At 49.7% G+C, this 25,230-nt stretch carries 20 protein-coding genes and 1 other annotated feature; of the genes, 8 read left to right on the forward strand and 12 right to left on the reverse strand.

The annotated features are described in order from the left end of the window. Positions 1–143: 143 nt before the first annotated feature. Complete coding sequence (gene ezrA, locus K6T23_RS16065) at positions 144–1,835, reverse strand: septation ring formation regulator EzrA (RefSeq protein WP_238281733.1); 1,692 nt, start codon at positions 1,833–1,835, stop codon at positions 144–146. 219 nt (positions 1,836–2,054) lie between these two features. On the opposite strand from ezrA, the gene hisJ reads away from it, so the two are divergent. Then, entirely contained in the window at positions 2,055–2,852 is a 798-nt protein-coding gene (gene hisJ, locus K6T23_RS16070) for a histidinol-phosphatase HisJ (RefSeq protein ID WP_337946914.1), read from the forward strand. A 3-nt stretch (positions 2,853–2,855) separates the two neighbouring features. Here hisJ and refZ read toward each other — a convergent pair whose 3' ends face one another. Beyond that, positions 2,856–3,500, reverse strand: coding sequence for a forespore capture DNA-binding protein RefZ (gene refZ, locus K6T23_RS16075; RefSeq protein WP_053426326.1), 645 nt, complete (start codon positions 3,498–3,500; stop codon positions 2,856–2,858). A 240-nt stretch (positions 3,501–3,740) separates the two neighbouring features. Here refZ and K6T23_RS16080 point away from each other — a divergent pair, with 240 nt between their 5' ends. After that, complete coding sequence (locus K6T23_RS16080) at positions 3,741–4,226, forward strand: GAF domain-containing protein (protein WP_056534883.1); 486 nt, start codon at positions 3,741–3,743, stop codon at positions 4,224–4,226. A 45-nt stretch (positions 4,227–4,271) separates the two neighbouring features. On the opposite strand, the gene megL is transcribed toward K6T23_RS16080, so the two are convergent. Both megL and K6T23_RS16090 read right to left on the reverse strand, forming a co-directional pair. Then, on the reverse strand, positions 4,272–5,456 hold the full coding sequence (megL, locus tag K6T23_RS16085) for a methionine gamma-lyase (RefSeq protein ID WP_238281734.1): 1,185 nt from the start codon (positions 5,454–5,456) through the stop codon (positions 4,272–4,274). 195 nt (positions 5,457–5,651) lie between these two features. Then, positions 5,652–7,454, reverse strand: coding sequence for a sensor domain-containing diguanylate cyclase (locus K6T23_RS16090; RefSeq protein WP_238281737.1), 1,803 nt, complete (start codon positions 7,452–7,454; stop codon positions 5,652–5,654). 529 nt (positions 7,455–7,983) lie between these two features. Between K6T23_RS16090 and rpsD the strand changes: the two genes are divergently transcribed. Continuing rightward, entirely contained in the window at positions 7,984–8,586 is a 603-nt protein-coding gene (gene rpsD, locus K6T23_RS16095; RefSeq protein ID WP_048007445.1) for a 30S ribosomal protein S4, read from the forward strand. A 107-nt stretch (positions 8,587–8,693) separates the two neighbouring features. Here rpsD and K6T23_RS16100 read toward each other — a convergent pair whose 3' ends face one another. Continuing rightward, the gene (locus K6T23_RS16100) at positions 8,694–8,840 is read right to left on the reverse strand and encodes a hypothetical protein (protein WP_238281740.1); all 147 of its coding nucleotides are present in this window, start codon (positions 8,838–8,840) and stop codon (positions 8,694–8,696) included. Positions 8,841–9,381: 541 nt separating this feature from the next. Between K6T23_RS16100 and K6T23_RS16105 the strand changes: the two genes are divergently transcribed. After that, positions 9,382–9,528 (forward strand): hypothetical protein, encoded by a 147-nt coding sequence (locus K6T23_RS16105; protein WP_238281742.1) that lies wholly within the window; start codon positions 9,382–9,384, stop codon positions 9,526–9,528. 65 nt (positions 9,529–9,593) lie between these two features. On the opposite strand, the gene tyrS is transcribed toward K6T23_RS16105, so the two are convergent. Then, a complete protein-coding gene (gene tyrS, locus K6T23_RS16110) occupies positions 9,594–10,856 on the reverse strand; it encodes a tyrosine--tRNA ligase (protein ID WP_238281744.1) in 1,263 nt (420 codons plus the stop codon). A 52-nt stretch (positions 10,857–10,908) separates the two neighbouring features. Beyond that, positions 10,909–11,122 (reverse strand) — a binding site (T-box leader). Positions 11,123–11,267: 145 nt separating this feature from the next. Here tyrS and K6T23_RS16115 point away from each other — a divergent pair. Then, complete coding sequence (locus K6T23_RS16115; protein WP_238281745.1) at positions 11,268–14,204, forward strand: transglycosylase domain-containing protein; 2,937 nt, start codon at positions 11,268–11,270, stop codon at positions 14,202–14,204. Positions 14,205–14,246: 42 nt separating this feature from the next. Here K6T23_RS16115 and acsA read toward each other — a convergent pair whose 3' ends face one another. Continuing rightward, the gene (gene acsA, locus K6T23_RS16120) at positions 14,247–15,965 is read right to left on the reverse strand and encodes an acetate--CoA ligase (RefSeq protein ID WP_238281748.1); all 1,719 of its coding nucleotides are present in this window, start codon (positions 15,963–15,965) and stop codon (positions 14,247–14,249) included. 240 nt (positions 15,966–16,205) lie between these two features. Here acsA and K6T23_RS16125 point away from each other — a divergent pair, with 240 nt between their 5' ends. The 3 genes from K6T23_RS16125 to K6T23_RS16135 are packed head-to-tail and all read left to right on the forward strand — an operon-like array spanning position 16,206 to position 18,679. Then, positions 16,206–16,838 (forward strand): GNAT family N-acetyltransferase, encoded by a 633-nt coding sequence (locus K6T23_RS16125; RefSeq protein WP_053426317.1) that lies wholly within the window; start codon positions 16,206–16,208, stop codon positions 16,836–16,838. 18 nt (positions 16,839–16,856) lie between these two features. After that, entirely contained in the window at positions 16,857–17,504 is a 648-nt protein-coding gene (locus K6T23_RS16130) for an acetoin utilization AcuB family protein (RefSeq protein WP_056534869.1), read from the forward strand. Next, positions 17,474–18,679: an acetoin utilization protein AcuC gene (locus tag K6T23_RS16135; protein ID WP_238281751.1), complete on the forward strand. Its 1,206-nt coding sequence runs from the start codon at positions 17,474–17,476 to the stop codon at positions 18,677–18,679. Before K6T23_RS16130 ends, K6T23_RS16135 begins: the two co-directional genes overlap by 31 nt. A 126-nt stretch (positions 18,680–18,805) precedes the next feature. On the opposite strand, the gene helD is transcribed toward K6T23_RS16135, so the two are convergent. From helD to K6T23_RS16160, 5 genes are all read right to left on the reverse strand, one after another. Next, on the reverse strand, positions 18,806–21,127 hold the full coding sequence (gene helD, locus K6T23_RS16140) for an RNA polymerase recycling motor HelD (RefSeq protein WP_238281753.1): 2,322 nt from the start codon (positions 21,125–21,127) through the stop codon (positions 18,806–18,808). Between the two features lie 187 nt (positions 21,128–21,314). Then, positions 21,315–21,920, reverse strand: coding sequence for an OmpA family protein (locus K6T23_RS16145; RefSeq protein WP_238281755.1), 606 nt, complete (start codon positions 21,918–21,920; stop codon positions 21,315–21,317). Between the two features lie 37 nt (positions 21,921–21,957). Then, the gene (gene motP / locus K6T23_RS16150; protein WP_056534863.1) at positions 21,958–22,767 is read right to left on the reverse strand and encodes a flagellar motor protein MotP; all 810 of its coding nucleotides are present in this window, start codon (positions 22,765–22,767) and stop codon (positions 21,958–21,960) included. A 99-nt stretch (positions 22,768–22,866) separates the two neighbouring features. After that, a complete protein-coding gene (ccpA, locus tag K6T23_RS16155) occupies positions 22,867–23,865 on the reverse strand; it encodes a catabolite control protein A (RefSeq protein WP_238281757.1) in 999 nt (332 codons plus the stop codon). Between the two features lie 271 nt (positions 23,866–24,136). After that, a complete protein-coding gene (locus K6T23_RS16160) occupies positions 24,137–25,213 on the reverse strand; it encodes a bifunctional 3-deoxy-7-phosphoheptulonate synthase/chorismate mutase (RefSeq protein ID WP_238281759.1) in 1,077 nt (358 codons plus the stop codon). Positions 25,214–25,230 lie beyond the last annotated feature (17 nt).

Below are 25,230 nucleotides of genomic sequence, written 5' to 3' on the forward strand. Positions count from 1 at the left end.
TTGGGAGTGAGGGATGCACCGGGGATGATTGTCGAGCCCGCGACCCGAGCGTTACGAACCCACGATTGATACGATTTTTATATGAACCCCATAAAAAAACAGTCCCCTTAGCCCGTTTTCACGGTAAGGGGACTGTCTTTATCTTATTTATTCTCAAGCATTTTCTCGATTTTCTTCAGTGCGCCCGGCTCTACCTTTTCCAAGGTGGTGGCCGCTTCTTCCAGCGCCCTCCGGTATTCGTACTGTCTGAAAGCTTCCTCGGCATTCCTGAGGCCGTCATGGACGGATGAATAGCGGCTTCTATAGCGATTCCCGTACTGTATCACCCGTTCCGAGAGGACGACGTCTTCGATGAGTTCATCGGTCTTCTTATAGAAATGATCCACGGTGTCTTCCGCAGCAAGCAATGTTTCCTGAACAAATTTCATATTCAGCGGTTTCTCGGTGAGACTCACATTCACCTGCTCGATTTTATTATGAACTTCGTCAAGAAGATCTTTGTATCCTTGTGGGAGGCCAGGTGCGTTGCTTTTGGAAATCATGCGGCTCGCTTCAGCCACCTTTTTCTTCAGCTCATGGATTTTTTCCCTAGTGGCAAGCTCATCTTTCCTCATCGTTTGAAGATAAAGATTGAATTCTTCCTGCTCCCTGTTCAATTCGTCCAGACTGCTCCGGATATCCTTCAGTTCATCACTCAGATTGGAGTAAGGGGCACCCTGTTCTTCTTCCTTCTTCATGATCAGTTCATGTCGTTTGGAAAGCTGGATGATCTTATGTTCCAGATCCTTGGGGATCGTGAGTGCTTCGTCCCGGAGATGGTACGCCTGCTGGACAATCCGGAGCTCCGCCTGGATGTCTTCATTCTCTTCCTTGGCCTTGATGAGGCTCTCCGTGGTGGCATCTTTATACTGCCCGATGAAATGCTTGGCGTGTACTTCCTTTTCCAGGATGTCGTAGAACGATTCAATCGTTTCCTTCATTTCCTTCAGGCCTTCTTCCACGCCCTCCACCTTCAGTTCCCCGAGGTCGGTGACGTGGGATGCAAGGGAAGCCTTCAGTGCGGTGGCCTTTTCTTCGACCTCCACATGATCCAGGATGTACCCTTCTTCCTTCATCCCCTCATATCCTGCCTCGAGCTCTGAAATCTGGACCGGCAGGACGTTTTCACACTCTGTGAGCAGTTTCGGGATAGCCTCCATCTTATAGGCGGTCTCCCTCATTTTCTCAGACAGTCCAAGGACCATCTCACGTGCTTCGATATAGTTCCCCTGTTCGGTCAATTCCTCGAATCGTTCGATTTGTTTCCCCATCTCATCAAGGATGGTTTCGATCGGTTTAGCCGTGGAACCATATGTATGACGATAAGCGAGAAGCTGCTTCTTGCTTTTGCGGTATTCTTCCTGAAGCGTCTGGATTTCTTCCCTGTTCTTTTCCTCACTGCCGATCAGTTCATCGAGTTCCTTCAGGATCGTCTCGATCTTCGTCTCGGTACCGGTGAGGATCTCGTGGATACGGGAAAGGGTGGCTTTTGTTTTGTTGAACCGGAACTTATCCGTATGCTCCTCTGCATCGAATAGAAGTTCTTCCACTTCAGGGAGCTGCACGGCTACGATCTCATCCCAACCCTGTCTCCAGCGTTCGAATAATTCCTCGGTCTGCCCGGTCATATTCAGTTGTTTGACTTTGGAAAGTTCATCCGAGACAGGACGATTCATGATATCGATCTTCCAGGATTCGTAGCGATCGACCTCTGCATAATATTTCTTCCTGACAAAGAATCCAGTCAGGAAGACAATCAATACTAGTAGTATTCCACCGATGATGTACTGCATCATAAGCCCCCTGTTCAACTATTCAGTAACATTTATCTAAAGTTAAGTTTCGTAAAATTTATCTCATTGCTATAATGATACCATGTTAACGACATTTTTTGACTATTAAATTCGAATTTTACTCGATAAAAAGTCATAATCGGCAGTTTTTCCGTTCAATGGGCGATTTTTCGCCATTTGACGGGCAAAATCTTAGCCGATTAAGGAATAGGAGGCTTCTCCATGATCAAACGGGACGGTCATATCCATACCCCCTTCTGTCCGCACGGAAGCAAGGACGCCATGGAAGAATATGTCGAAAGACTCATCGCACTCGGATACACCCACATCACGTTCACAGAACACGCTCCCCTTCCAAGGGACTTCATCGATCCTGTGCCGGAAAAGGACAGCGCTATGCAGTTCGGGCAAATGGACGACTATCTGAAAGAAATCGACCGTTTAAAAAGGAAATATGATGGCCGCATTGTGATTTTAGCAGGCCTGGAGGTGGACTATATCGAGGGCTATGAAGAAGGAACAAAAGAGTTGCTGACAAAATACGGTCCGTTCCTCAACGACAGCATCCTCTCGGTTCACTTCTTGAAGAAAGACGGGGCTTGGTACTGCCTGGACTATAGTGATGAAACCTTCGGTAGGATGACGGAAGCCTATGGCGGGGTCGATGCTGTCCATGAGGATTATTATAGAGCCGTCCTTTCTTCCATCCGTTCGGACCTCGGTCCCTATAAACCGAAGAGGATCGGTCATATGACACTAGCGAACAAATTCCAGAAGCTCTACCCGACAACCCGATCTTTTTCCCGGGATATTTCAACCATCCTCGAAGCGATCCTCGCCAACGGTCTGGAAGTCGATTATAACGGAGCAGGTGTCATCAAACCGCACTGCGGCGAGTCCTATCCACCCGAACCGGTCATCCGGAAGGCTTATGGGATGGGGATTCCCGTCGTATATGGTTCCGATGCCCATACGGTCAGAGGCCTTGATCAAGGAAGGACCCGGATGACGTTCCTATGAATCTCAGACGAGCATCTCTTTTTCGAATGGTTCATTCCTCTGTTCAACAAGCATGAGCCTGATCCACTGATCGATCTGCTGATAGTAATGGTCAACAAAATAGAATTCCTGCGGAAAAAGCTGCCATACTTCCCTCAATTGCTGGCTGTTCAGAAACGGAAAGGTCAGCATGGATTTCAGCTGAATGATGAGGAAATTCACCGGCTGCTTCTTGAATGAGTGATCCATCATCCCCTTTTCAAACAGGCACTTCAAGTAGAATCGCTCCTTCATAAGATAGGAAGCGATGATCTCCCTTACGACCTGGGAATCGATGGACACTTCCCTCCAGATGAACCGGGTGAGCTGATGGTTCTCGCTTTGGAATTTGAGGAGCTTGTAGACGGCACGTTTCAGGCACACTTCAGCATCGATGTATGGAAGGGCAGCGGTCTCCTCCTCCAAAAAACGGAGATAGGGTTCAAAGAAATGCGTGAAGCATGCTTCGAGAAGCCCCTGCTTCCCTTTAAAATAATAGGAGATCGTCGCAGGGTTGACATCGGCCTTGCCGGCGATATCCCTGACAGACGTACCATCGAATCCATGGTCATTGAATAATGAAACAGCAGCAGCAAAAATCGCATCTTTTGTACTTATAAGCTTCTTCATTCGAATCCCTCGTTTCGTTTGATTGGCCGGTAGAGAACGGAATGGATTGAAGATTTCTTGGAAATATGCTAAAACTGATTCAATACGTTCGTGAGGATCCCGTATAGGGACCTTCAGCGTTACAACATGTATTCGTCCATCGCGGCCGATTCCCTCCTTTTACTTATCGACATAATCCATCGAGTGAAGGGGAAATGGGGTGCGGACGGATCAATTCGTGTAGAATAGGGGGAGTTTGTGTTGTTTAAAGTAGAAAAATATGAGGATTCAAAAGATAAAGGGTACACACTCGTCACCAAACAGCTGAGCGCTCTGCTTGAAGGAGAGCCGAATGTCATTGCGAACCTCAGCAACGCTTCTGCGCTGTTGAATCAATTTCTCGACCGCACCAATTGGGTAGGCTTCTATCTCTACGAAGAAGAAAGCAATCAACTCGTCCTCGGCCCATTCCAGGGACTGCCTGCATGTGTGCGCATCCCGCTTGGCAAAGGTGTTTGTGGCACGGCTGCATCGGAACGGAAAACGATGCTTGTCGAGGATGTCCATGCATTTCCCGGACATATCGCCTGCGATGCCGCTTCACAATCAGAAATCGTCGTACCGATCGTAAAGGATGACAAGCTGATCGGCGTCCTTGATATCGACAGCCCTGAAAAAGCCCGATTCGACGAAGAAGATCAACGTCATCTTGAACGCTTTGTGGAAGAACTCGTCCGTCACGTTTAATAAGATAGAAAAAGGAGGGAGCCGATCCGGCTACCCTCCTTTTTCTTATCCTATCTGATTCAGTGCGTTCTCAAGATCCTCCCAGATATCTTCATAAGCTTCCAGCCCTACTGAAAGTCGGAGGAGCGTATCGGAGATCCCCATCTTCTCACGCATCTCTTCCGGTACCACCGCATGCGTCATCGTTGCCGGATGCTGGATAAGGGTTTCGGCATCACCGAGGCTGACGGCGATCTTGATCATCTTCAGCTCATCCATGAGCCTCTGCGCGTCTTCCTTGCATCCCTTGATGGTAAACGAAATCATCCCACCCGGCTTTTTCATCTGCTTGGTCATGATGTGATGCTGTGGATGCTCCACCTGTCCCGGGAAGATGACCGTTTCCACCAGTGGATGGTGCTTAAGCTGCTCTGCCACTTTTGAGGCACTCTCACAGTGGCGGTCCATCCTCACGGCCAGGGTCTTCAATCCCCGCAGCAGGAGCCACGCATCAAAGGGGGAGATGATGCCGCCGATATCCTTTTGGGTGGTCATGCGGATCGTTGACATCCGTTCCTGATCCCCCACGACGATCCCCGCTATCACATCCCCATGCCCGCCGATATACTTGGTGGCACTGTGGATGACCAGATCGCAGCCAAATTCAAGCGGGCGTTGAAGGTAAGGCGAGCAAAAGGTATTGTCCACCACCACTGGAATTCCTTTTTCCTTTGCGATCGAAGAAACAAGCTCCAGATCGATCAGCTGCATCGTCGGGTTGATCGGCGTCTCTACATAGATGCAAGTCGTCCGGTCCGTAAGCTTCGAGCGTATTTCCTCCTCCGTGTCCATTGGAGAAAAATCATGGCTTATCCCAAATTTCTCTTCCATCAGCTCCAACAATCCGAACGTGCATCCGTACACCCCTTGTGAGCATACGATATGGTCGCCTGCCTTTGTCAATGAAAACAGCACAGCTGAAACCGCCGCCATCCCCGAACCGAATGCAAGCGCCGCTTCACCGCCCTCCAAAGAAGCCATCCGCTCCTCAAGGATCGACACCGTCGGATTCCCGAGTCTTGAATATATATATCCATCCTCATCCCCTGCAAAGCGCCTTTCCCCCTGCTTTGCCGTTTGAAATGTATAGGTGGATGTCTGATAAAGCGGCGGAGCAAGACTGTCCGAATGCTCCACCGAAGAATAGCCCTCATGAATGACCCTGGTCTCAAATCGTTTACGTTCTTTCATTTCTCCCTATCCCTCCTCTGTCTATACTTCTAGAATATGCGAAATAGCGTCAAAAAGAAAGCGTTTACACTAATGTGCTAAAGTAAGAATAGTACTCTTCTTCCCCTCAATCGTTAGTCACCACCTCCTCGTGTACGCTCATTCGGGGAGATGCACCCATCATACGAAAAAGCCCGCCGGAATTCCGGCGGGCTTTCATGCATATGTGGATCGATCTTCAAGGACCACCTGGTTCTTCCCATTATTCTTGGCGATATAGAGTGCTTCATCCGCCCGCTTCACAAGCTTTTCCACCGTGACCGCAGAACGTTTGCGGTGCCACGAGGCCACTCCGCAAGAAAGGGTCACCCTGGGAGAAGTCTTTTCCGAAATTCCTTCAACGAGGGCCCTTCCGATCAACGCACCGATGGATTGTTCGACAGAAGGGAGATAAACGGCCAATTCTTCGCCGCCCCACCGGGCAACATAGCCGCTTTCCCCCACCACTTCCTTCATCAGATCCGCCACCTGTACGAGCACTTCATCACCAACCTGGTGACCGAACCGGTCATTGATCGATTTGAAATCATCGATATCGACAAGAAGCAGGGTGCCGTGATCATCCTGTTCTATAGAAGCATCCATCTTTTCTCCAAGATAGGCCCTTGCGTATAGATTGGTCATCTGATCAGTGATGACCAACTCCTCCAATTTCTCCCGAAGCCTTGCATTCGTGATGGCAAGGGTGGAATGATGGATGAAGGATTGAAACAGCTTATACATGTCGAACGAGAAACGATAAGCATCCCGGTGAAGGACAAGGCAGAATCCCAGGAGGCTTCCATCATGCATCATCGGAACCGCCATCAGGGAAGAAAAAGCTTCTCCATCCCCCACCTGTTCGTTCATCTCACCGATGAAGATGGCTTCCCTGTTCTCTTGCATCCTTTCGTGGACAAATTCCACATACCGTTTCCCAGATGGAAGACTGAACAGATCCGAGCTTTCCTCCGAGATCATAACAGCTCCGTCTTCAAACAGGACAAAGCCGATATCTTCTGTCTGGAAGGATTTCTCCACTTGCTTCCTTAAAAACTGGAGGGTGTCCGACATTCTCAGATTCAAGTTCAACTGATGGGAGGTTTCATTGATCAGCTGAAGATCTGAAATGACTTTTCTTGATTGTTCGTAAAGTTTTGCATTTTCAAGGGCACTTCCCGCCGTATAGGCCAGTAGCTTCACAAATTCCTTTTTATGATCACTCAGCGGCGACGTGGGATTGAGCTTCACTTCCAGTACCCCGTAGATCCCTTGTGTCCCTTTGAGGGGCGCATAGAGGACATGCTCTCCCCAGCATTTCATTTCACCGCTGACAAACACATGCATGGAGGCTTCATTCGCTTTGTCCAAATCAAAGTGACGGATCGAATGAGCTTCATTCCCAACGGGGTCATTCGCCAGGAGCAACGTGAACACGTCTTGAGGGAAAACGCGCTTCAGGGTATCCATCGTCACAACAAGGAGCTTCCTCACATCCCTGGTGGAATGGAAAATCTCCGTCACGTTGAACAACTCCCTATACCTGCGTTCATCTTCATGCACGGTCTTGATCGCACTCGTATGCAATAGGAAGCGATTGCTCACCTCCCATATCTGCTTCAGAAGCGCACGGTCCACTTTTATTCCACCAATCCAAAAAAGCAAAAGGGAGCCGCCTCCCTGATGATCCGCGAAAGCGAGCCCATCGCGGATTCCAACATGGGGCCCTTCATAGCTGATCGAAAAAGGATTCCTATACCGGATTTCCTCCCCCATGATGGAGAGGGGCACATCCCCTGCCTCCCCGGAACCATATAGTAGATAGGAATCATCCGAATGGATATACAGATGTACCCGCTCTGCGTTCCAAGACTCTCCCATGATCCCGAGCCATCTTTCTATATAAGTAGATGGTTCCCCATCATAGATCAAGTCGAAAAGATTTGATTTATACGTTAATAGTACTTCGTTGTCAGTCATTTTTCCCCTCACCCACACCAAAGGTTTGTCTTGTAACGCTGTAGCAACAGCCGGGAGCGGCAATGGCGGCTAATGGACCGACAATCCGCCGCCATACTCACTTCCCGATATCAGATAACTAAAAAATCAGAAAACAATACCCATTGACCCCTCCGAGACGAAGGGGCACCGATCGGGAGATACTTGCCATCTCCCCTTTTGTGGACGACGTTCGTACTTTTCTATAAACGTCATTATAGCATAGTAAGTGACTTATGGACTAGATTGATCTTCAGGTATGATGGGTTTTTGGATAGGTCCAAATCCCTCCTTGACTTCTGACACTCCGCATCATATAATATTCTTTGTGTAAAATAATGCAGCTTCAGTGAAGTCCCTTATGACCGTATTTTGTTCCTCTTACCATGAGGTGTATCTCGTAACCCGCTGCTGCTAGGGCGAAGGTACATGAAAACAAAATGCACATATTGGCTGTTCATAGGTGTTTTTATTTTACAACAAAATAAAAACAATAAAGGAGGAGTCATTCATGGCTCGATATACTGGCCCAAGCTGGAAACTATCCCGTCGTCTTGGAATCTCTCTAAGCGGAACGGGTAAAGAACTAGAAAAGCGTCCTTACGCTCCAGGACAACATGGTCCTAACCAACGTAAAAAAATCTCTGAGTATGGTCTTCAACTTCAAGAGAAACAAAAACTTCGTCACATGTACGGAGTAACTGAGCGTCAATTCCGCAACTTGTTCGATCAAGCTGGCAAACTACAAGGTAAGCACGGTGAAAACTTCATGGCGCTACTTGAGTGCCGTCTTGATAACGTTGTATACCGTCTTGGTCTTGCACGTACTCGTCGTCAAGCTCGTCAGCTTGTCAACCACGGTCACGTAACAGTGAATGGTTCACGCGTAGATATCCCATCTTTCCGCGTACTACCAGGACAAGTCATCTCAGTTCGTGAAAAATCACGCAACCTTGACATCATCAAAGAAGCGATGGAAGTGAACAGCTTTGTTCCTGAATTCCTTACTTTCGATGCTGACAAGCTTGAAGGTACATTCACACGCGTTCCTGAGCGTTCTGAACTACCAGCTGAAATCAATGAAGCTCTTATCGTTGAGTTCTACTCTCGTTAATGAGCAAGCAAAAACCCTTGGAATGTTGTTCTCAACGTTTCAGGGGTTTTTTTCTGTTCGGAAAACGTCATCGGAGGAGAATCCACAGTGTAGTGCTATGCAAATAATCACCTCTTCCAGCACGCTTCCGCTACCCTATGCATCCCCACTACCGGATCCCTCTTCTTCCACCATGGCTGACAGCTCATGATCCACTTCCGGTTCTTCAACGTCTTCATGTCCACCGTCCCTGCAGCCCTAAGCCTCGCGCACATATCATCATCTTTTCCTTCTTCACAATCTTTAAGATCTTTAAGATCTTTAAGTTCTTCTTTATGTTTCCACCTTCATTCCACCTCTCTTTCACAACCATTTCATAAGTCTTTCACATCCATTTCACAAGGTGTTCCAGTAGGATCTAGCGTTGAGATTTGTAAGGAAGAAAATAAATCCTTCTCTGACATCTTTTCCGCGCGTCTCCACCGATCGTCATGACTGCATTCTTGCATCCCCCATCCACCTGATCTCCTATCTTATATATAGGTTCTGCCTGCAAGAAAGGGTACCTTCTAAGAAATTTTTCAACTGGAGGAAACAGATCATCGAAGTGTGGCGATACGGTCCCATGCTTCGGATTCACAGCAGAACAATCGATGCGTTCACTCCTTTTCCCCTCCGCTCGATTGGTGTGTGCTAAAATAAAACGAGGTGATTCCAGTTGAAACCATCATTTCCTATTGATGGTTATGACTCGTCCCTATCGGAGGTGATGCAATGACTCTATGGATTTGTGTAGCGTTGATTTTGCTTTCGACGGTGTTGTGCTCTGTCATGAACGACAAAAAGCTCAATCCACGCCAGAAGAAACGCACGGCAATCTGGATGATCGGCTCGTCCGTCTCATTGGGCGCTGCACTGGCCATCGTTGAATATAGTGATACGATCGCGGCGTGGCTGTCGTAATGTCCGATGACGCAAAAAGGACTTCCCATCCCGGGAAGTCCTTTTTCACATTACCTTTCGTTCATTCACACATACTGGATACGGAAGTATTTCTTCTTCCCTCTCCGGATGATGGTGAATTTGTTTTCGATTTTATCCTCTGCCCCCATGACGTGCTGAAAATCCGTCGTGCGTTCACCGTTGATGTAGATCGCACCATTGCCGACATCTTCACGCGCTTGGCGTTTCGATGGGGAGATCTTCGCATCGACGAGGAGGTCGACAAGACCGAGCTCCTCAGAAGCTGACGCTTCCACCGTCGGGACGTCCTTGAAGCCTTCAAGGATTTCAGCCGCAGATAGGGATTTGATGTCGCCGCTGAACAATGCCGCTGAGATCCGGATCGCCTGGTCCAGGGCCTCTTCACCGTGAATCATCTTGGTCATTTCTTCACCGAGGGCTTTTTGAGCTTTACGCAGATGAGGCTCTGTTTCAACGGATTGAGCAAGCGCATCAATCTCCTCATGAGAGAGGAAGGTGAAGTACTTCAGGTATTTCACCACATCGGCATCCGCCGTGTTGATCCAGAACTGGTAGAACTCGTACGGTGATGTCTTTTTCGGATCGAGCCAGATCGCACCGCTTTCGGTTTTCCCGAATTTCGTTCCGTCCGCTTTTGTAACAAGGGGGATGGTGAATCCGAATGCCTTCGTTTCCTCATCATGCGTTTTGCGGATCATTTCAAGACCGGTTGTGATATTCCCCCACTGGTCGCTTCCTCCGATTTGAAGCTTGCAGTTGTAGTGATCATACAGGTGATTGAAGTCCATCGCCTGAAGAATCGTGTAGGTGAATTCCGTGAATGAAATCCCGGACTCAAGACGGGATGAGATCGTGTCTTTGGCAAGCATGTAGTTGACACCGACATTCTTTCCGAAGTCTCGAAGGAAGGTCACCACATCCATGGATCCGATCCAATCATAGTTATTCACCATCACGGCTCCATTTTCACCTTGGAAGTCGAAGATGCTTTCAAGCTGCACCTTGATGCATGCAACATTTTCCTGAATTGCTTCAACGGTCTGAAGCTTGCGTTCTTCGCTTTTTCCGCTCGGATCCCCGATGAGACCCGTGGCTCCACCGACAAGCACAAGGGGGCGATGCCCAGCATTCTGGAAGCGGCGCAGCGTCAGGAACGGCAGAAGATGACCGATATGCATGCTGTCTGCCGTCGGATCGATCCCGCAGTAGATCGAAATGCTTTCCTTCTCCAATTGTTTCTCCAGTCCTTCGGCATCCGTCTGCTGGTACGTGATGCCCCTCCAGTCCAAATCCTTCAATAATTCCATTTTTCCATTCCTCCTTATCGTTTAGCGCATAAAAAAAGCCCCTGCACAAATATGCAGGGACGCTGTTCGCGCGGTACCACCCAAATTAAGGACAAAGCTGTCCTTCACTCTTTTGAAATAACGGCTCTTACCGTTTGCTGCTACTTGGGTTCACAACAAAAGCTCCGGGAGGTAATTCGTCTGCGTGCCGTGCCGATTTTCACCACCCATCGGCTCTCTGGACGTTACGGAGTACACAAACTACTTATTCCCATCATTGCGTATCACATTTCAATCACTCTATATGGTTTTTATCATATTCCGCGAGAATAGTCAACGACTGCCCCTCCAGCCGTCAGACTTTTTTCCACTTTTTCCGACCGCATTCACCCTATTATGCTATAATGGGAATGTTCTGGAGGGGATGAATAAATGAACGAAAAATGGAAATTATTTCTCGATAAAATAGATCCTGTACTGAGACCATTCAGGAGTCCGAGATTTCAAAAACGGACCCGGATTACATATGGCGTGCTGTGGAACCTGCTACTGATCATCATGGTCACAGCCGTCCTCGGCTTTGCCTTCGCCGGGGGAGTCGGGGCCGGCTACTTTGCCTCCCTGGTCAAAGACGAGCCTCTGCGCCCCTATGAAGAAATGAAAGATGATATCTATAACTATGAAGAAACCTCCCAGCTCTACTTTGCCGATGAGGTATATCTCGGAAAGCTCCGTACCGACCTCGAGCGGGAAGAAGTGAAGCTGAAGGATGTATCGGTGGATCTGCAGCATGCGGTCATCGCAACGGAGGATGAGTACTTTGAAGAGCATGACGGAGTAGTACCGAAAGCGATCGTGCGGGCCGTGATGCAGGAATTCACCAATTCCTCCACTCAATCAGGCGGAAGCACACTCACCCAGCAGCTCATCAAAAACCAGATCCTTACGAATGAAGTATCCTTCGAACGGAAGGCAAAAGAAATCCTCCTTGCCATGAGACTGGAGCGGTTCTTCGACAAAAAAGAGATCCTCGAGGCCTACCTCAATATGGCCACTCTTGGCCGGAATTCATCCGGTCAGAATATTGCCGGCGTCGAGACTGCCGCCGAGGGGATCTTCGGTGTGAAAGCAAAAGATCTTTCCCTTCCGCAAGCCGCCTTCATCGCAGGGCTCCCACAAGCGCCTTTCACCTACACGCCCTATACCAATCGGGGTGAGCTGAAGGAAGACCTGGAAGCTGGATTGAAGCGGAAAAACACCGTTCTGTTCCGGATGCATCGCGAAGGATACATTACGAAGAAACAATATGATGAAGCGGTCGCTTATGATCTAAAGAAAGATTTCATCAAGAAAAAGAAAACGCCTCAGGAAAAGTATCCTTGGCTCATGGCTGAACTTGAAAGCCGCTCCATCGATATCCTGACGGAGGTCCTTGCCGAAAAGGACGGCTATTCGAAAGAAGACTTGGAAAATAGCGATAAGCTGACGAAGGAATACAAAATCCAGGCTGACCGTAAGATCCGCTCCGGTGGATACAAGATCCATTCGACGATCAACAAAAAGATATACGATCAGATGCAAAAAACGAAAGACGAATACAATATGTACGGGGTCACCAAAACGAAAACCGTGACCAATGAAGAGACAGGAAAAGAAGAAACCGTGGAAGAACCCGTCCAAGTCGGCGCCATCATGATCGAGAATAAGAGCGGACGGATCATCAGTTTCGTGGGCGGTAGGGACTTCAAGCTTGAGCAGACCAACCATGCCACCCAATCCCTTCGTTCCAACGGTTCGACGATGAAACCTCTCCTCTCTTACGCACCGGCCCTTGAATATGGGACGATTTCGCCAGGAACACCGATTCCTGATGTGGAATTCTCCGCGGCAAGCGGGAGCGGAGCAGCCTGGTCACCGAAGAATTACTCCTTCAATGAGAAGGGGCTGTACCCGGCACGCTACGCCCTTGCCGAATCCTTGAATATCTCGGCTGCACGGAATTACATCAATATTTATGACCGAGATCCGTTCAATCAATTCCTGATGAAAATGGGCTTCGACTCCCTAACCAAGCGGGATAACAACCTTGCCCTTACCTTGGGTGCTGCTTCCCAGGGAGTGACGGTGGAAGAAAACGTGAATGCCTATACCACCTTCGCAAACGGCGGAAAGTTTATTGATGCTTATATGATCGAGAAAATCGAGGATTCCAATGGTGAAACGGTTTATGAGCATAAATCGAAGCCGGTCGACGTCTTCAGCCCTCAGACCGCCTATCTGACCTTGGATATGATGAGGGATACATTGGATTACAGCCTTGGGACAGGACGATATGCCAAGCAGTTCCTGAATTTCTCCTCCGACTGGGCAGGAAAATCGGGCACAAGTCAGGATTACCATGATTCATGGTTCGTTGCATCCAATCCGAGCATCACATTCGGCACCTGGTTTGGATATGATCAGCCTTCTCCACTGAAGACACCTGATTCCGATGCCATCTATGGCCATTATGGACAACGTACGATCCGCCTCTGGGCCCATCTGCTGAATGACACGCGGGACCTTGATCCGAAGCTGATCGATCCCGACGAATCGTTCAAGGAACCGGACGGGATCGTAAAACGTTCGTACTGTTCAATCTCGGGCATGCTTCCTTCAGAAGCCTGTAGCAAAGCAGGCCTTGTGAAGACCGATCTGTTCAATGCCAAATACGTGCCGACCAAGACCGACGACAGCCTCGTCATGAGCAAGTACGTCGTCGCAGGTGGCAAGAAGTATATGGCCTTACCGGAAACTCCGGACGAGTTCGCCGATCAGGGGGTCATCCTGAATCCGGACTTTGTCAAGAGGATCTTCGGCAAGGTACCGGGGGATGCCAGCAAGCTCATCCCAGACGGAGACGCCCGCTTCAAGAACGTCCTCGTCGCCGAGAATAAACTGTCGGATGATGGACAGGCCCCTGGAGGAGTGAAAGCCTCCGCAGGCGGCAGCTCCGTTTCCTGGACATCGTCCGGAAGCAGTGATGTGGTCGGCTACCGGGTTTACAGTTCTTCAGGTAAGAAGGTGGCAAGCGTCAAGTCCGGTGGCAGTCAATCAGCAGGCGTAGGGAATGGTTCTTACTATGTCGTGGCCGTCGATGTGGCCGGAAAAGAATCCAAGCCATCCAACACGGTCCAGATCGGCAGTTCGAAGCCGAAGGCAAAACCGACGAACGCTAAACCGGAAGAGAAAAAGCCGGACAAACCGGATGAACCGAAAAAGCCGGAAGAGTCAGAGACGGATGATGGTCAATCAGATGACTCCCCTGATCCGCCGGCTGAAGAAAAACCAGATCCCCCTGCCGAACCCGATAAGCCGGCAGACGAATAAAGAAAGGCCCCCTCATCCAGGATGAGGGGGCCTTTCTTCTATTCAATCTTCCATCGTACTGAGGTCACCGGTCGGGAGATCAAGCTCCCATGCTTTCAGGACGCGCCTCATGATCTTACCGCTCCTGGTCTTCGGAAGCTTATCCCGGAACTCGATTTCACGGGGTGCTGCGTGGGCTGCGAGTCCCTTTTTGACGAAGGTGCGGATTTCTTCCTTCAGCTCATCACTGATCTCATACCCGTCGCGGAGGGCGATGAACGCCTTGATGATTTCCCCGCGGACCGGATCGGGCTTGCCGATCACCCCGGCTTCCGCCACTGCCGGATGCTCTACGAGTTTGCTCTCCACTTCGAACGGACCGACGCGCTCACCCGACGTCATGATCACATCATCGACACGGCCCTGGAACCAGAAGTATCCTTCTTCATCCATGTAGGCGGAGTCTCCCGATACGTACCAGTCACCCGGCATGAAGTAGGAATCATATTTCTGCGGGTTATTCCAGATCTGACGCATCATGGACGGCCAGCCTTTTTTGATGGCCAGATTCCCCATCCGGTTCGGAGGCAGTTCGTTCCCCTGATCATCGACGATCGCCGCTTTCACACCAGGGAACGGCTTGCCCATGGAACCCGGCTTGACTTCGATGCTCGGGTAGTTGCAGATGAGCTGACCACCCGTTTCCGTCATCCACCACGTATCATGGATGCGTAGGTTGAACACCTTCATCCCCCATCGGACCACTTCCGGATTGAGGGGTTCCCCGACGCTCAGGATGTGACGGAGGGAACCAAGGTCGAATTGCTTCACGATCTCATCCCCCGCCCCCATGAGCATGCGGAATGCAGTCGGGGCGCTGTACCATACAGTGACACCGTAGTCTTCAATCGTTTTGTACCAGTGCTCGGGTTTGAAGCGGCCACCGACGATGACATTCGAGGCACCGGCGAGCCACGGACCGAAGATTCCGTACGATGTCCCTGTCACCCAGCCTGGATCAGCCGTGCACCAGTACACATCTTCCTCCTGAAGGTCGAGGACCCATTTCGAAGTTTGATAGTGCTGGAGCATGGCATTATGGACATGAAGCACGCCTTTCGGTTTCCCCGTTGAACCTGATGTATAGTGAAGGATCAATCCATCCTCCCTGTCCACCCACTCGACGGAGAGTTTCTTGGAGGCGTCCTTGAACTTCGCCATGAAGTCGATGTGCACATCATCTTCCTTCACCCCATCCCCTATGAGGAATACGTGCTTCAGTTCAGGAAGCTCATCCACCGGTACCCGCTCAAGGAGTTCCGGGGTGGTGACGAGCACCTTGGCTCCGCTGTCCTCGAGACGATCCCTGACCGCCCCTTCCATGAAGGCTTCGAATAAGGGACCGACAATGGCACCGAGCTTGATGGCACCCAGGATGCTGAAATATAATTCAGGTGACCGTGGCATGAAGATGAACACCCGGTCCCCTTTTTCTACATCCCCGAAGTTCTTCAGTACATTCGCTGCCTGGTTGGACAGCTTTTTCATATCGGCAAACGTATATTTTTCATTCCGCTCAGGATCCCGGTAGTACAGGGCCACCTTATTTTTACGGTGGGTATCCGCATGACGGTCGATGGCTTCATGAGCCAAATTGACCCGGCCGGTTTCTGACCATGAAAATTCCTTCTCTACCTCTTTCCAATCAAATGATTCATATGCTTGATCATAATCTGCGAGATTATAATCCCCCTTCGTTACTGGTAGCGCTTCCACTTTCATCGAGATATCCCCCTTGTGAATGAAATGACATTTCCATTATAGTATAAATATAATATATTCTCAATTTTTTAAAAAATGAGAATAGAGAAGAATGAAGGAGAGATGATAGCAAACGTTGATCTGGCAAGGTTCTTAAAATATTCCAGAATAACGATTGGAGATAGAATGATAGAAAAGTCATGAAAGCGCTATCTCTTTCATGTATACTGATACTGAGGAAAATCAATAGGTGGTGGCCACATGGAATTTAAAATGACCTATAATGCAACAGAACTTAAGACAACCAAAGGCAGGATCGTCGTCGAGGGACCCATCTCGTCCGAAGAGCTGGCCAAACTCGATTTCCATGAAGACCTGACCGCATTCAGGCCTGCTCCCCAGCAGCATAAAGCCTTGATTGAAATCGCCCAGCTCCCGGAAGGAAGGATCATCATCGCACGGGATGAGAATCAGGTGGTGGGCTATGTTACATATCTCTACCCTGACCCCCTCGAGCGCTGGTCACAGGGGAAAATGAAAAATCTCATCGAGCTTGGTGCCATTGAAGTGATCCCGAAGTTCCGGGGGGCTTCGGTCGGCAAAACCCTTCTGAACGTATCCATGATGGATGACCATATGGAGGATTTCATCATCATCACAACTGAATATTATTGGCATTGGGATCTGAAGGGGACGGGTCTCAATGTGTGGGAATACCGGAAAGTGATGGAGAAGATGATGAACGCCGGAGGATTGGAATACTTCGCGACGGATGATCCGGAGATCAGCTCCCATCCTGCGAACTGCCTCATGGCGCGTATCGGGGAGCGCGTGGACCCCGACTCCATCCAACAGTTCGATCAGCTCCGATTCATGAATCGTTTTATGTACTAGCCAAAGGGGGAAGCGACCATGATCATTGAAGAGATCATGAAATCAAACGTAGAAACGCTCAGACCGGATGACTCAATCGAAACCGCCATCAGACTCATGAGGGAGAAGAAAATCAAGCATATCCCGATTGTGGATGATGAAATGAAGATACTGGGGATCATCAGTGACAGGGACGTCAAAGACGCGGCACCGTCGATCCTCAATGAACAATCTGCTGATTTCACGTTGAAAAACCCTGTCAGGCAGATCATGCAGAAGCAGGTCATCACCGGGCATCCCTTGGACTTCGTCGAGGAAGTGGCCGCGCTCTTTTATGAACATCGTATCAGCTGCCTGCCGATCCTGAAGGCCGATAAGCTGGTGGGGATCATCACGGAAACCGATCTGCTGTATACCCTCACTCAGTTGACCGGTGCCAATCAGCCGGGATCCCAGATCGAAGTAAAGGTACCTCACAGGGCAGGCATCCTTTACGAAGTGGCCGGGATCATCCGCAAGCATAATGCGAACATCCTGAGTGTCCTTGTGTATCCCGATAAACAGGATGAAAAGCAGAAGGTCCTTGTCTTCCGCGTCCAGACGATGAATCCCACCCGCGTCATCGAGGAGATCAAATCGGAAGGATATAGCGTGTTATGGCCGAACATGCCGGGAATGCCGTCATGAAGGATTCCGTCTTCATTTACTCCGATGACCTCCTCGGCTACCGCTTCTCCGATAACCATCCATTCAACCAGATGCGCTTGACCCTCACCCTGGATCTACTCAGGGAATCCGGCGCGATCGAAGAGGATGAAATCGTTAAGCCACGGGCAGCCACAGAGGAAGAGCTCCAATTGAACCATGATGCGGCTTATATTCAAGCCATCAAGAAAGCTGGAAAAGGGGAGCTTCCCCCAGAGCAGGCAGAGAGCTACGGAATCGGCACCGAGGATACGCCGATCTTCCCGGGCATGCACGAGGCCAGCTCCTTCCTGGTGGGCGGTGCCCTGGAAGCGGTCGATCAGGTGATGAGCGGCAAGGCCAAGCACGCCCTCCACCTTGGCGGAGGCCTTCACCACGGGTTCAAGGGAAAGGCTTCGGGCTTCTGCATTTACAATGACAGCTCCGTCGCCATACGATACCTTCAGGAAAAGTACAAAGCAAGGGTCCTCTATGTGGATACAGATGCCCACCATGGAGACGGGGTTCAGTGGTCCTTTTATGATGATCCCGATGTCTGCACCCTTTCCCTGCATGAAACGGGACGCTACCTGTTCCCGGGGACCGGTAATGTGAATGAGCGGGGGCACGGGAAGGGCTATGGATATTCCTTCAACATCCCCCTGGATGCGTTCACCGAGGATGAGTCATTCCTGTATGCCTATGAATCCTCGATCCGGGAGGTGGCCGAGTTCTTCAAACCGGATGTGATACTGACCCAGAATGGAGCGGATGCCCATTATTATGATCCCCTCACCCATCTTTCCACCACCATGAAGACGTACCGTGAAATCCCCCGTATTGCACACGAACTTGCCAACACGTACTGTGAGGGCAGATGGATTGCTGTAGGCGGCGGGGGATACGACATATGGCGGGTGGTGCCCAGGGCCTGGTCGTTCATCTGGCTTGAAATGACGGGCAGGACCGTCGGAGGCACCCTTCCTTCCGCTTGGTATGATCGCTGGAAAACGAAATCCGGTATCACGCTGCCAAGGGACTGGATGGATCCGCCGGGAATTTACACACCCATTCCAAGGAAGGCAGAGATCACAGAGAAGAATAAGCAGAATGTGGATAAGGCCCTCTACCCGATCCGTCAGCAGCTCGGAAAAGGAGCGGGTCATGAAACTGGCTGAAGACATTCACGCAGCAGATTGACCGCTGCGTTTTTTCTTTCACAATGCCGGGAAGCTTTATGTTGTAAAAAAGACAGAAGGAACAACAAAAAAACCGATCCCCCTAAAAAGGAATCGGTTTTTTCATTATCGTACACTATCCCCGGTCCTGATCAGACCCTCTGTCATGGCCTTTTTCAGAAAGGGGCTCGGTTCTCCTAGTGTGTAGACCTGCAGTTCATGCATGGCACGTGTACAGGCAGTGTAAAAGAGCCTGCGCACATCTTCTGTCCCGTAACAGCCCTCTGATGCATCATAGATGATGACGGCGTCGAACTCGATGCCTTTGGAAAGGTACGCTGGTACGATCACGATACCTTGATCATGTTCGAGCGTCCCTTTTGTGAGGAGGGTGACATCACCAAAGTCGGAAAGGGCACTGAATGCCTCGGCGCTCTCTCTCGCCGTTTTGCAGATGATGGCGATGCTCTCATGGCCCGCATCACGGTAATGTTCGACTTTTGAGCGGACGGCGAGATGCAGTCCTGCCCGGTCTGACACCCATTCAAGTGATGGTGTTTCTCCGCTTCTATCAAATGGGATGATATCATCACCATCAGGAATGAGCGTCCGGGTAAATTCTATGATGGGCTTCGTCGACCGGTAGCTCCTCTTGAGGCTTATGGTATCTGTCTCCCCTTCACCATACAACCCTGTCAGCATGCGGAAATCCGCTTGCCCGCTGGCGTGGGAGAAGATGGCCTGATTGAAGTCACCGAGGACCGTCATCCTGGCAGCGGGGAACATGCGCTTCAAGAACTCGAATTGGAACGGTGAATAATCCTGGGCCTCATCAATGACAAGATGCCTGACGGAGCTATTGATCTGGAAGCCCAAGATCAATTCTTTCAAGAAGAGGAATGGGGTGGCATCTTCATGGTACAGGTGCCCGTCATCGATGGCTTTTGCCGTTAATGCGCCGATGCCTTTCCAATGGGTCTGATCGAGGGTGTCAAAAAGACCTTTGTAAATGGCCACAAAGTCAATGAATCCAAATTCCCTGACAACGTTGCGCACCGGCTTCATTTTCTGTTGAACGATCAATCGTGCCAGCTGATCGGGCTCTACTTCGTAGTCCCCCACCGCTTCACGTTCATATCCCTTCCTCAGTGCCAGATGTGTCCGCGCATTGTGATAGGCCTGTTCACTCAGCATCTCCATGGCATCCTGCACCCATGGCTTCCTTCTCTCCCGGCGCGTTACCTCCTTCAACTTCTTCATGATCCAGTCCTGCAGAGCTTCGAGTCGATTCGAAAACCTGAGATCCAGGGATGTTTGATAAAAGCGTTCCCGGATTTCCTCGGCCGTCACCACCGGTTCACCCCTGAAGACGACATCCTTGAAAGCCATACCGTCTGTATCCAATGTGCTCCGATAAGCAAGGACCGACTGGATAAAATCTGCAGAAGCTTTATAACGGATGGCGGAAAGCCTATCCGGATAAAGAGGGTCAGCGTGACCCCCAAGGACGAATTCAAGCTGATCATACGCGTCCTCCACAGCGAAAGAATCGCCGAGCCGGTGATCCAGGTATTCCTGGAAGGTGACCTGCTGCATGTTTTCCTCCCCAAGCTCCGGCAGTACATTGGAAACATACCGGCTGAAGAGGGAGTTCGGGGAGAAGAGGACGATCTGATCCGCATCGATTCGATTTCTGTATTTATAGAGAAGATAAGCAATCCGCTGGAGGGCTGCCGACGTCTTCCCGCTGCCCGCTGCACCATGGACGATGAGGAGTTTTCCTTGATCATGGCGGATGATCCGGTTTTGATCCTGTTGGATGGTCGCTACGATGCTGTGCATCTTTTGATCTTTTCCTCTTCCCAAGACCTGCTGAAGGATCTCATCACCGATGGTGAGACTGGTGTCGAAAAGGGATTCTAGTACTCCCTCACGGATGAGGTACTGCCACTTCCCGTTCAATTCTCCCTTGATGACCCCACCGGGTGTATCATAAGCAGCTGGCCCAGGCTGATCATCATAATAGACGCTTGAGATCGGCGCCCTCCAATCATAGATCAGGAAATTCTCACCGGTTTCGTCAGTGAGGGACGATACGCCGATATAGACCTTTTCCTCTGATTCATTTCCGTCCTCTGTGAAATCGATCCGTCCGAAGTATGGAATTCTTTTCATTCTCTCGAGAGTGGCTAGTCGCTTAGAAGCGTGCCTATGGCTGCTCTGACTGGAGGACAAGGCCTGAGCCTCCTGGCGAAGACCGATGATCGTCTCCAAATAGTCATCGAAGCTGTCCGTATTCACTTTGACTTCATCCCAGAAATGTTTGCGCGTGTGAATCACTTCCTGTTTACGCCTGGAGGTTTCTTCTTTCAATTTTTCAATTTCACCGTTTATCTCCTCCAGCACATGATCGACACGGCGTTGCTCTTTTTTGTACTCGGCATTCATAGCATTCACTCCTCGGAATCGTTTAGATAAGGGTTGACACGAATCGTGTTTGCACTGTATAATTATAATAAGGATAACTAATACCTAAATTAATTAACAGCGCATATCTATCTAACTTTATCACATAATCGATTAGGTGACAATATAAAAAAGAGTGACGTTCATGAAAATGGACGTCACTCTTTTTTTAGTTTTCTTTGTAGGCAGGATCGGTCACGATGATCTCCACCCTGCGGTTCTTCTGCATATGGGCATCGGAATCATTCGGTTCCACAGGCATGGTATCTCCGTAGCCGATGGCGATGAACCGCTCAGGATCCAGTCCATTTTCGTTCACCAGGTACCGGATGACACTGCTGGCCCTGGCGGTTGAAAGTTCCCAGTTCGATGGATAGCGATAGGTGGAGATGGGGCGATTATCAGTATGTCCTTCCACGTCCACCTTGTTCGGCAGTTCTTCAAGAAGCCCTGCGACCATATCGAGGAAAGGAAAGGCAGAGTCAAGGACTTCGGCATCCCCTGTTTCAAAAAGGGCCTGCTCTTGAAGAACGAGGACGACACCCCTGTCCGTCCGTTCAGCCTTGATGCCATCTTCCATATCATGTTCCTTCAGATAGGCCTTCACATTTTTCAAGACCACATCTAGATCACTTGTACTTCCATCCGGAATGATGGACGCACCCTGAAATGAATCGACGATGGATTCGAACTTTCCCTTATCGATCTGCGACATGGAGAAAAGCAGGATGAAAAATACGAGGATCAGGGTGACCATATCCGAAAATGTGACCATCCAGGCAGGAGTCCGGGGAGATTCTTCTTCCTTACTCCTACGCCTCATCAACGGAATCACGTTCCTTCAATCGATATGTAGTCAATTCTTCTCCTGATAGGAAGACCGTCAGCTTCTCTTCAAGGACCCTCGGGTTTTGCCCTGATTGGAGACCCATCACGGCCTCGATGACGATCTGCTTCATGAACACTTCCTTTTCAGTCTTCATGGCAAGCTTCGATGCCATGGGGATGAAGACCAGGTTGGCCAACAGCGTCCCATACAGGGTCGTCAGCAGGGCAACGGCCATATTGGGTCCGAGGGATGACGGGTCGCTGAGGTTCTGGAGCATGAGGACAAGTCCGATCAGAGTTCCGATCATCCCCCATGCAGGAGCATACTCCCCTGCTTTATCTAGCAGTCTCTTATTCTTGCGATGACGCTCTTCAAGGGCAATGATCTCGGTATTCAGGATATCTGTGATGACATCCGATTCGATTCCATCCACGGCAAGGAGGACTCCCTTCCTGATGAACGGATCCTTGATTTCTTCGACCTCTGTTTCCAAGGAAAGAAGCCCTTCCCTCCTCGCTTTGTCTGAAAGGGACACAAATGTGGAAATCAAGTCTTGTGTATCATGTTCCTGTACCTTGAACGACTCTCCCATCACTCTTCCCAGCTGCTTCAATTCACTGAAGGAAAAGCTGACCAGCATGGCTCCGATCAAGCCGCCGATGACCACCAGGATGGATGGAATATTGATAAAGGATGCAAAACTATCGGGACCTGCATTGGTAAGGATGGCGACACCGACGAATACAATCCCCAAGACGACGCCTAAAGGTGTAAGCATATCAAGCTTCTTCATCATGACTCTCCCTGCAAAAAAAATAAAATCCTGCCTTCCGGTCAAAAGAGGACGGAAGGCAGGATCAGCCTTCCAGACCTATCTAACCAGTTTACAGCATTATTTGGTTGAATTACGGTATTCGATGCGATGAGGAAGCACAACGGCTGCTTCATCGACCGTTTCCTTGTTCATGTACTTCGTCAAGAGTCTCATGGCCACGGCACCTATATCATAAAGCGGCTGCACGACGGACGTGAGCTGCGGACGTACCATGAGGGCAAGTCGTGTATTATCGAACGAGATGATTTCCACTTCATCCGGAATGGAAACACCGGCATCCTGCGCGCCGTGTACGACACCGAGGGCCGTTTCATCATTCCCTACGAAGACGGCAGTCGGCTTGTCCGATAGCTCAGAGAACTTCTGCCATGCTTCAAGTCCTGAATCATACGTGTATTCCCCTTCGATGACCAATTCATCATTGTATTCGATTCCTGCTTGCGCAAGGGCTTCACGGTATCCTTCAAGCTTGAACTTCATATTGATCGTGTCATGGAACGGACCGCTTACGAATCCGATGCGTTCATGCCCCTTATCGAGGAGATCCTTCACGGCATCGTAAGTCGCCGCTTTGTAGTCGATGTTGACGGAAGGGACTTTATTTGTCTCTTCAACCGCTCCAGCAAGGACGATCGGCACTGGTGAACGCTCGAATTCCTGTACATGTTCTTCGGATATATGTCCACCGAGGAACAGGATGCCGTCCACTTGTTTCCCGAGCAGCGTATTGAGGAGATGAAGCTCCTTCTCTGCATTCTGATCAGAGTTGCTCAAGATGATGTTGTACTTGTACATGGTGGCGATGTCTTCGATCCCACGGGCAAGCTCCGCGTAGAAGATGTTGGAGATATCAGGGATGATGACTCCGACAGTCGTCGTCTTCTTGCTCGCAAGACCACGTGCAACCGCATTCGGACGGTAGCCGAGTCGATCGATGACCTCAAGTACCTTCTTCCTTGTTGCAGGCTTTACGTTGGGATTTCCGTTGACCACACGTGAAACCGTGGCCATTGATACATTTGCTTCTCTTGCTACGTCATATATTGTCACGTTCATTGCAAACACGCTCCTTTACTCATAACCATTTACCTTATTTTACACCAAATAAACCTGGAGAGCGATTACAGGACTTTGTTACATTATGCACAAGTTAGCATCCACTCATAAGTTCGATTAGTGTATACAGTATATTTATCTGCAATCACGTACATAATCATACGATAGTATATTTATTCCTGCAATGACTCTGCATCAATTCGTGAAAAAAATTCCATGAAAACGGAAGAAACGGACCCTCAAAAGGAGGATCCGTCCATTTCTTCCTTGATTATACTGTGATTGTTCTTCCTTTGAATACCTCATTGTAGAATGTATCGAATTGATCGAGATCCATCTGCTGGGCAGAATCGGACAGGGCGACCGCCGGGTCAGGATGCACTTCTGCCATGACACCGTCTGCGCCGATGGCAAGGGCCGCCTTTGCTGTCGGGAGAAGGAGATCCCTGCGTCCTGTAGAGTGGGTCACGTCTACGAATACCGGAAGATGCGTTTCCTGCTTCAGGATCGGCACCGCGGAGATATCAAGGGTGTTACGGGTTGCTTTCTCGTACGTCCTGATTCCACGCTCACATAGGATGATGTCTCCATTCCCTTGTGAAATGATGTACTCAGCCGCATTGATGAATTCTTCGATTGTTGCCGAAAGACCGCGTTTCAATAGGACCGGCTTCTTAACAGCCCCTGCTGCTTTCAAAAGTTCGAAGTTCTGCATATTGCGGGCACCGATCTGGATGACGTCGATGTATTCGACAGCCTGCTCGATATCAGCCGGATTGACGATTTCACTGATGACCGCCAAGCCGTACTCATCGGCAACCCTCTTCAAAATCTTCAAGCCTTCCATTCCAAGTCCCTGGAAGTCATAAGGGGACGTACGCGGTTTGAATGCTCCCCCGCGGAGAAGCTTCAGGCCTTTTGCTTTGACGGCTTTCGCCACCTCTGCCACCTGCTCGTAAGATTCCACGGCACATGGACCGAATACGAAGTGAGGATTTCCATCTCCGATGGCTTCTCCGTTGATATTCACGATGGTATCTTCCGGTTTCTTTTTACGGGAAACAAGAAGGGCCTTCGAATGGTCATCCTTCTGCAGTTCTAATCCTGCTTTGAATATTTCCTTGAAAATATGTTCAACAGTCGAGTCTTTCAACGGACCGTCATTGTTTTCTTTGATCAGGTTCAACATTCCCCGTTCACGAACAGGATCAAAGCGGTATACTCCTTGTGTCTCCTTGACACGCCCGATTTCTTGAACGAGCTTGGCCCGCTCATTGATGATGTCCAGTAGTTTCAGATTCAGTTCGTCGACTTGATTCCTTAATTGATCGAGCTCTTGATTACTCACAATACAGCACCCTTTCT

The organism is Rossellomorea marisflavi, assembly GCF_022170785.1.
GTDB lineage: Bacteria > Bacillota > Bacilli > Bacillales > Bacillaceae_B > Rossellomorea > Rossellomorea marisflavi_B.

Bases quoted from the DNA above. Each gene is read 5' to 3' on its own strand.
- ezrA (WP_238281733.1), bottom strand. From the start codon at position 1,835: ATGATGCAGTACATCATCGGTGGAATACTACTAGTATTGATTGTCTTC.
- hisJ (WP_337946914.1), top strand. From the start codon at position 2,055: ATGATCAAACGGGACGGTCATATCCATACCCCCTTCTGTCCGCACGGA.
- refZ (WP_053426326.1), bottom strand. From the start codon at position 3,500: ATGAAGAAGCTTATAAGTACAAAAGATGCGATTTTTGCTGCTGCTGTT.
- megL (WP_238281734.1), bottom strand. From the start codon at position 5,456: ATGAAAGAACGTAAACGATTTGAGACCAGGGTCATTCATGAGGGCTAT.
- K6T23_RS16090 (WP_238281737.1), bottom strand. From the start codon at position 7,454: ATGACTGACAACGAAGTACTATTAACGTATAAATCAAATCTTTTCGAC.
- rpsD (WP_048007445.1), top strand. From the start codon at position 7,984: ATGGCTCGATATACTGGCCCAAGCTGGAAACTATCCCGTCGTCTTGGA.
- K6T23_RS16100 (WP_238281740.1), bottom strand. From the start codon at position 8,840: ATGTGCGCGAGGCTTAGGGCTGCAGGGACGGTGGACATGAAGACGTTG.
- tyrS (WP_238281744.1), bottom strand. From the start codon at position 10,856: ATGGAATTATTGAAGGATTTGGACTGGAGGGGCATCACGTACCAGCAG.
- K6T23_RS16115 (WP_238281745.1), top strand. From the start codon at position 11,268: ATGAACGAAAAATGGAAATTATTTCTCGATAAAATAGATCCTGTACTG.
- acsA (WP_238281748.1), bottom strand. From the start codon at position 15,965: ATGAAAGTGGAAGCGCTACCAGTAACGAAGGGGGATTATAATCTCGCA.
- K6T23_RS16125 (WP_053426317.1), top strand. From the start codon at position 16,206: ATGGAATTTAAAATGACCTATAATGCAACAGAACTTAAGACAACCAAA.
- K6T23_RS16130 (WP_056534869.1), top strand. From the start codon at position 16,857: ATGATCATTGAAGAGATCATGAAATCAAACGTAGAAACGCTCAGACCG.
- K6T23_RS16135 (WP_238281751.1), top strand. From the start codon at position 17,474: ATGGCCGAACATGCCGGGAATGCCGTCATGAAGGATTCCGTCTTCATT.
- helD (WP_238281753.1), bottom strand. From the start codon at position 21,127: ATGAATGCCGAGTACAAAAAAGAGCAACGCCGTGTCGATCATGTGCTG.
- K6T23_RS16145 (WP_238281755.1), bottom strand. From the start codon at position 21,920: ATGGTCACATTTTCGGATATGGTCACCCTGATCCTCGTATTTTTCATC.
- motP (WP_056534863.1), bottom strand. From the start codon at position 22,767: ATGAAGAAGCTTGATATGCTTACACCTTTAGGCGTCGTCTTGGGGATT.
- ccpA (WP_238281757.1), bottom strand. From the start codon at position 23,865: ATGAACGTGACAATATATGACGTAGCAAGAGAAGCAAATGTATCAATG.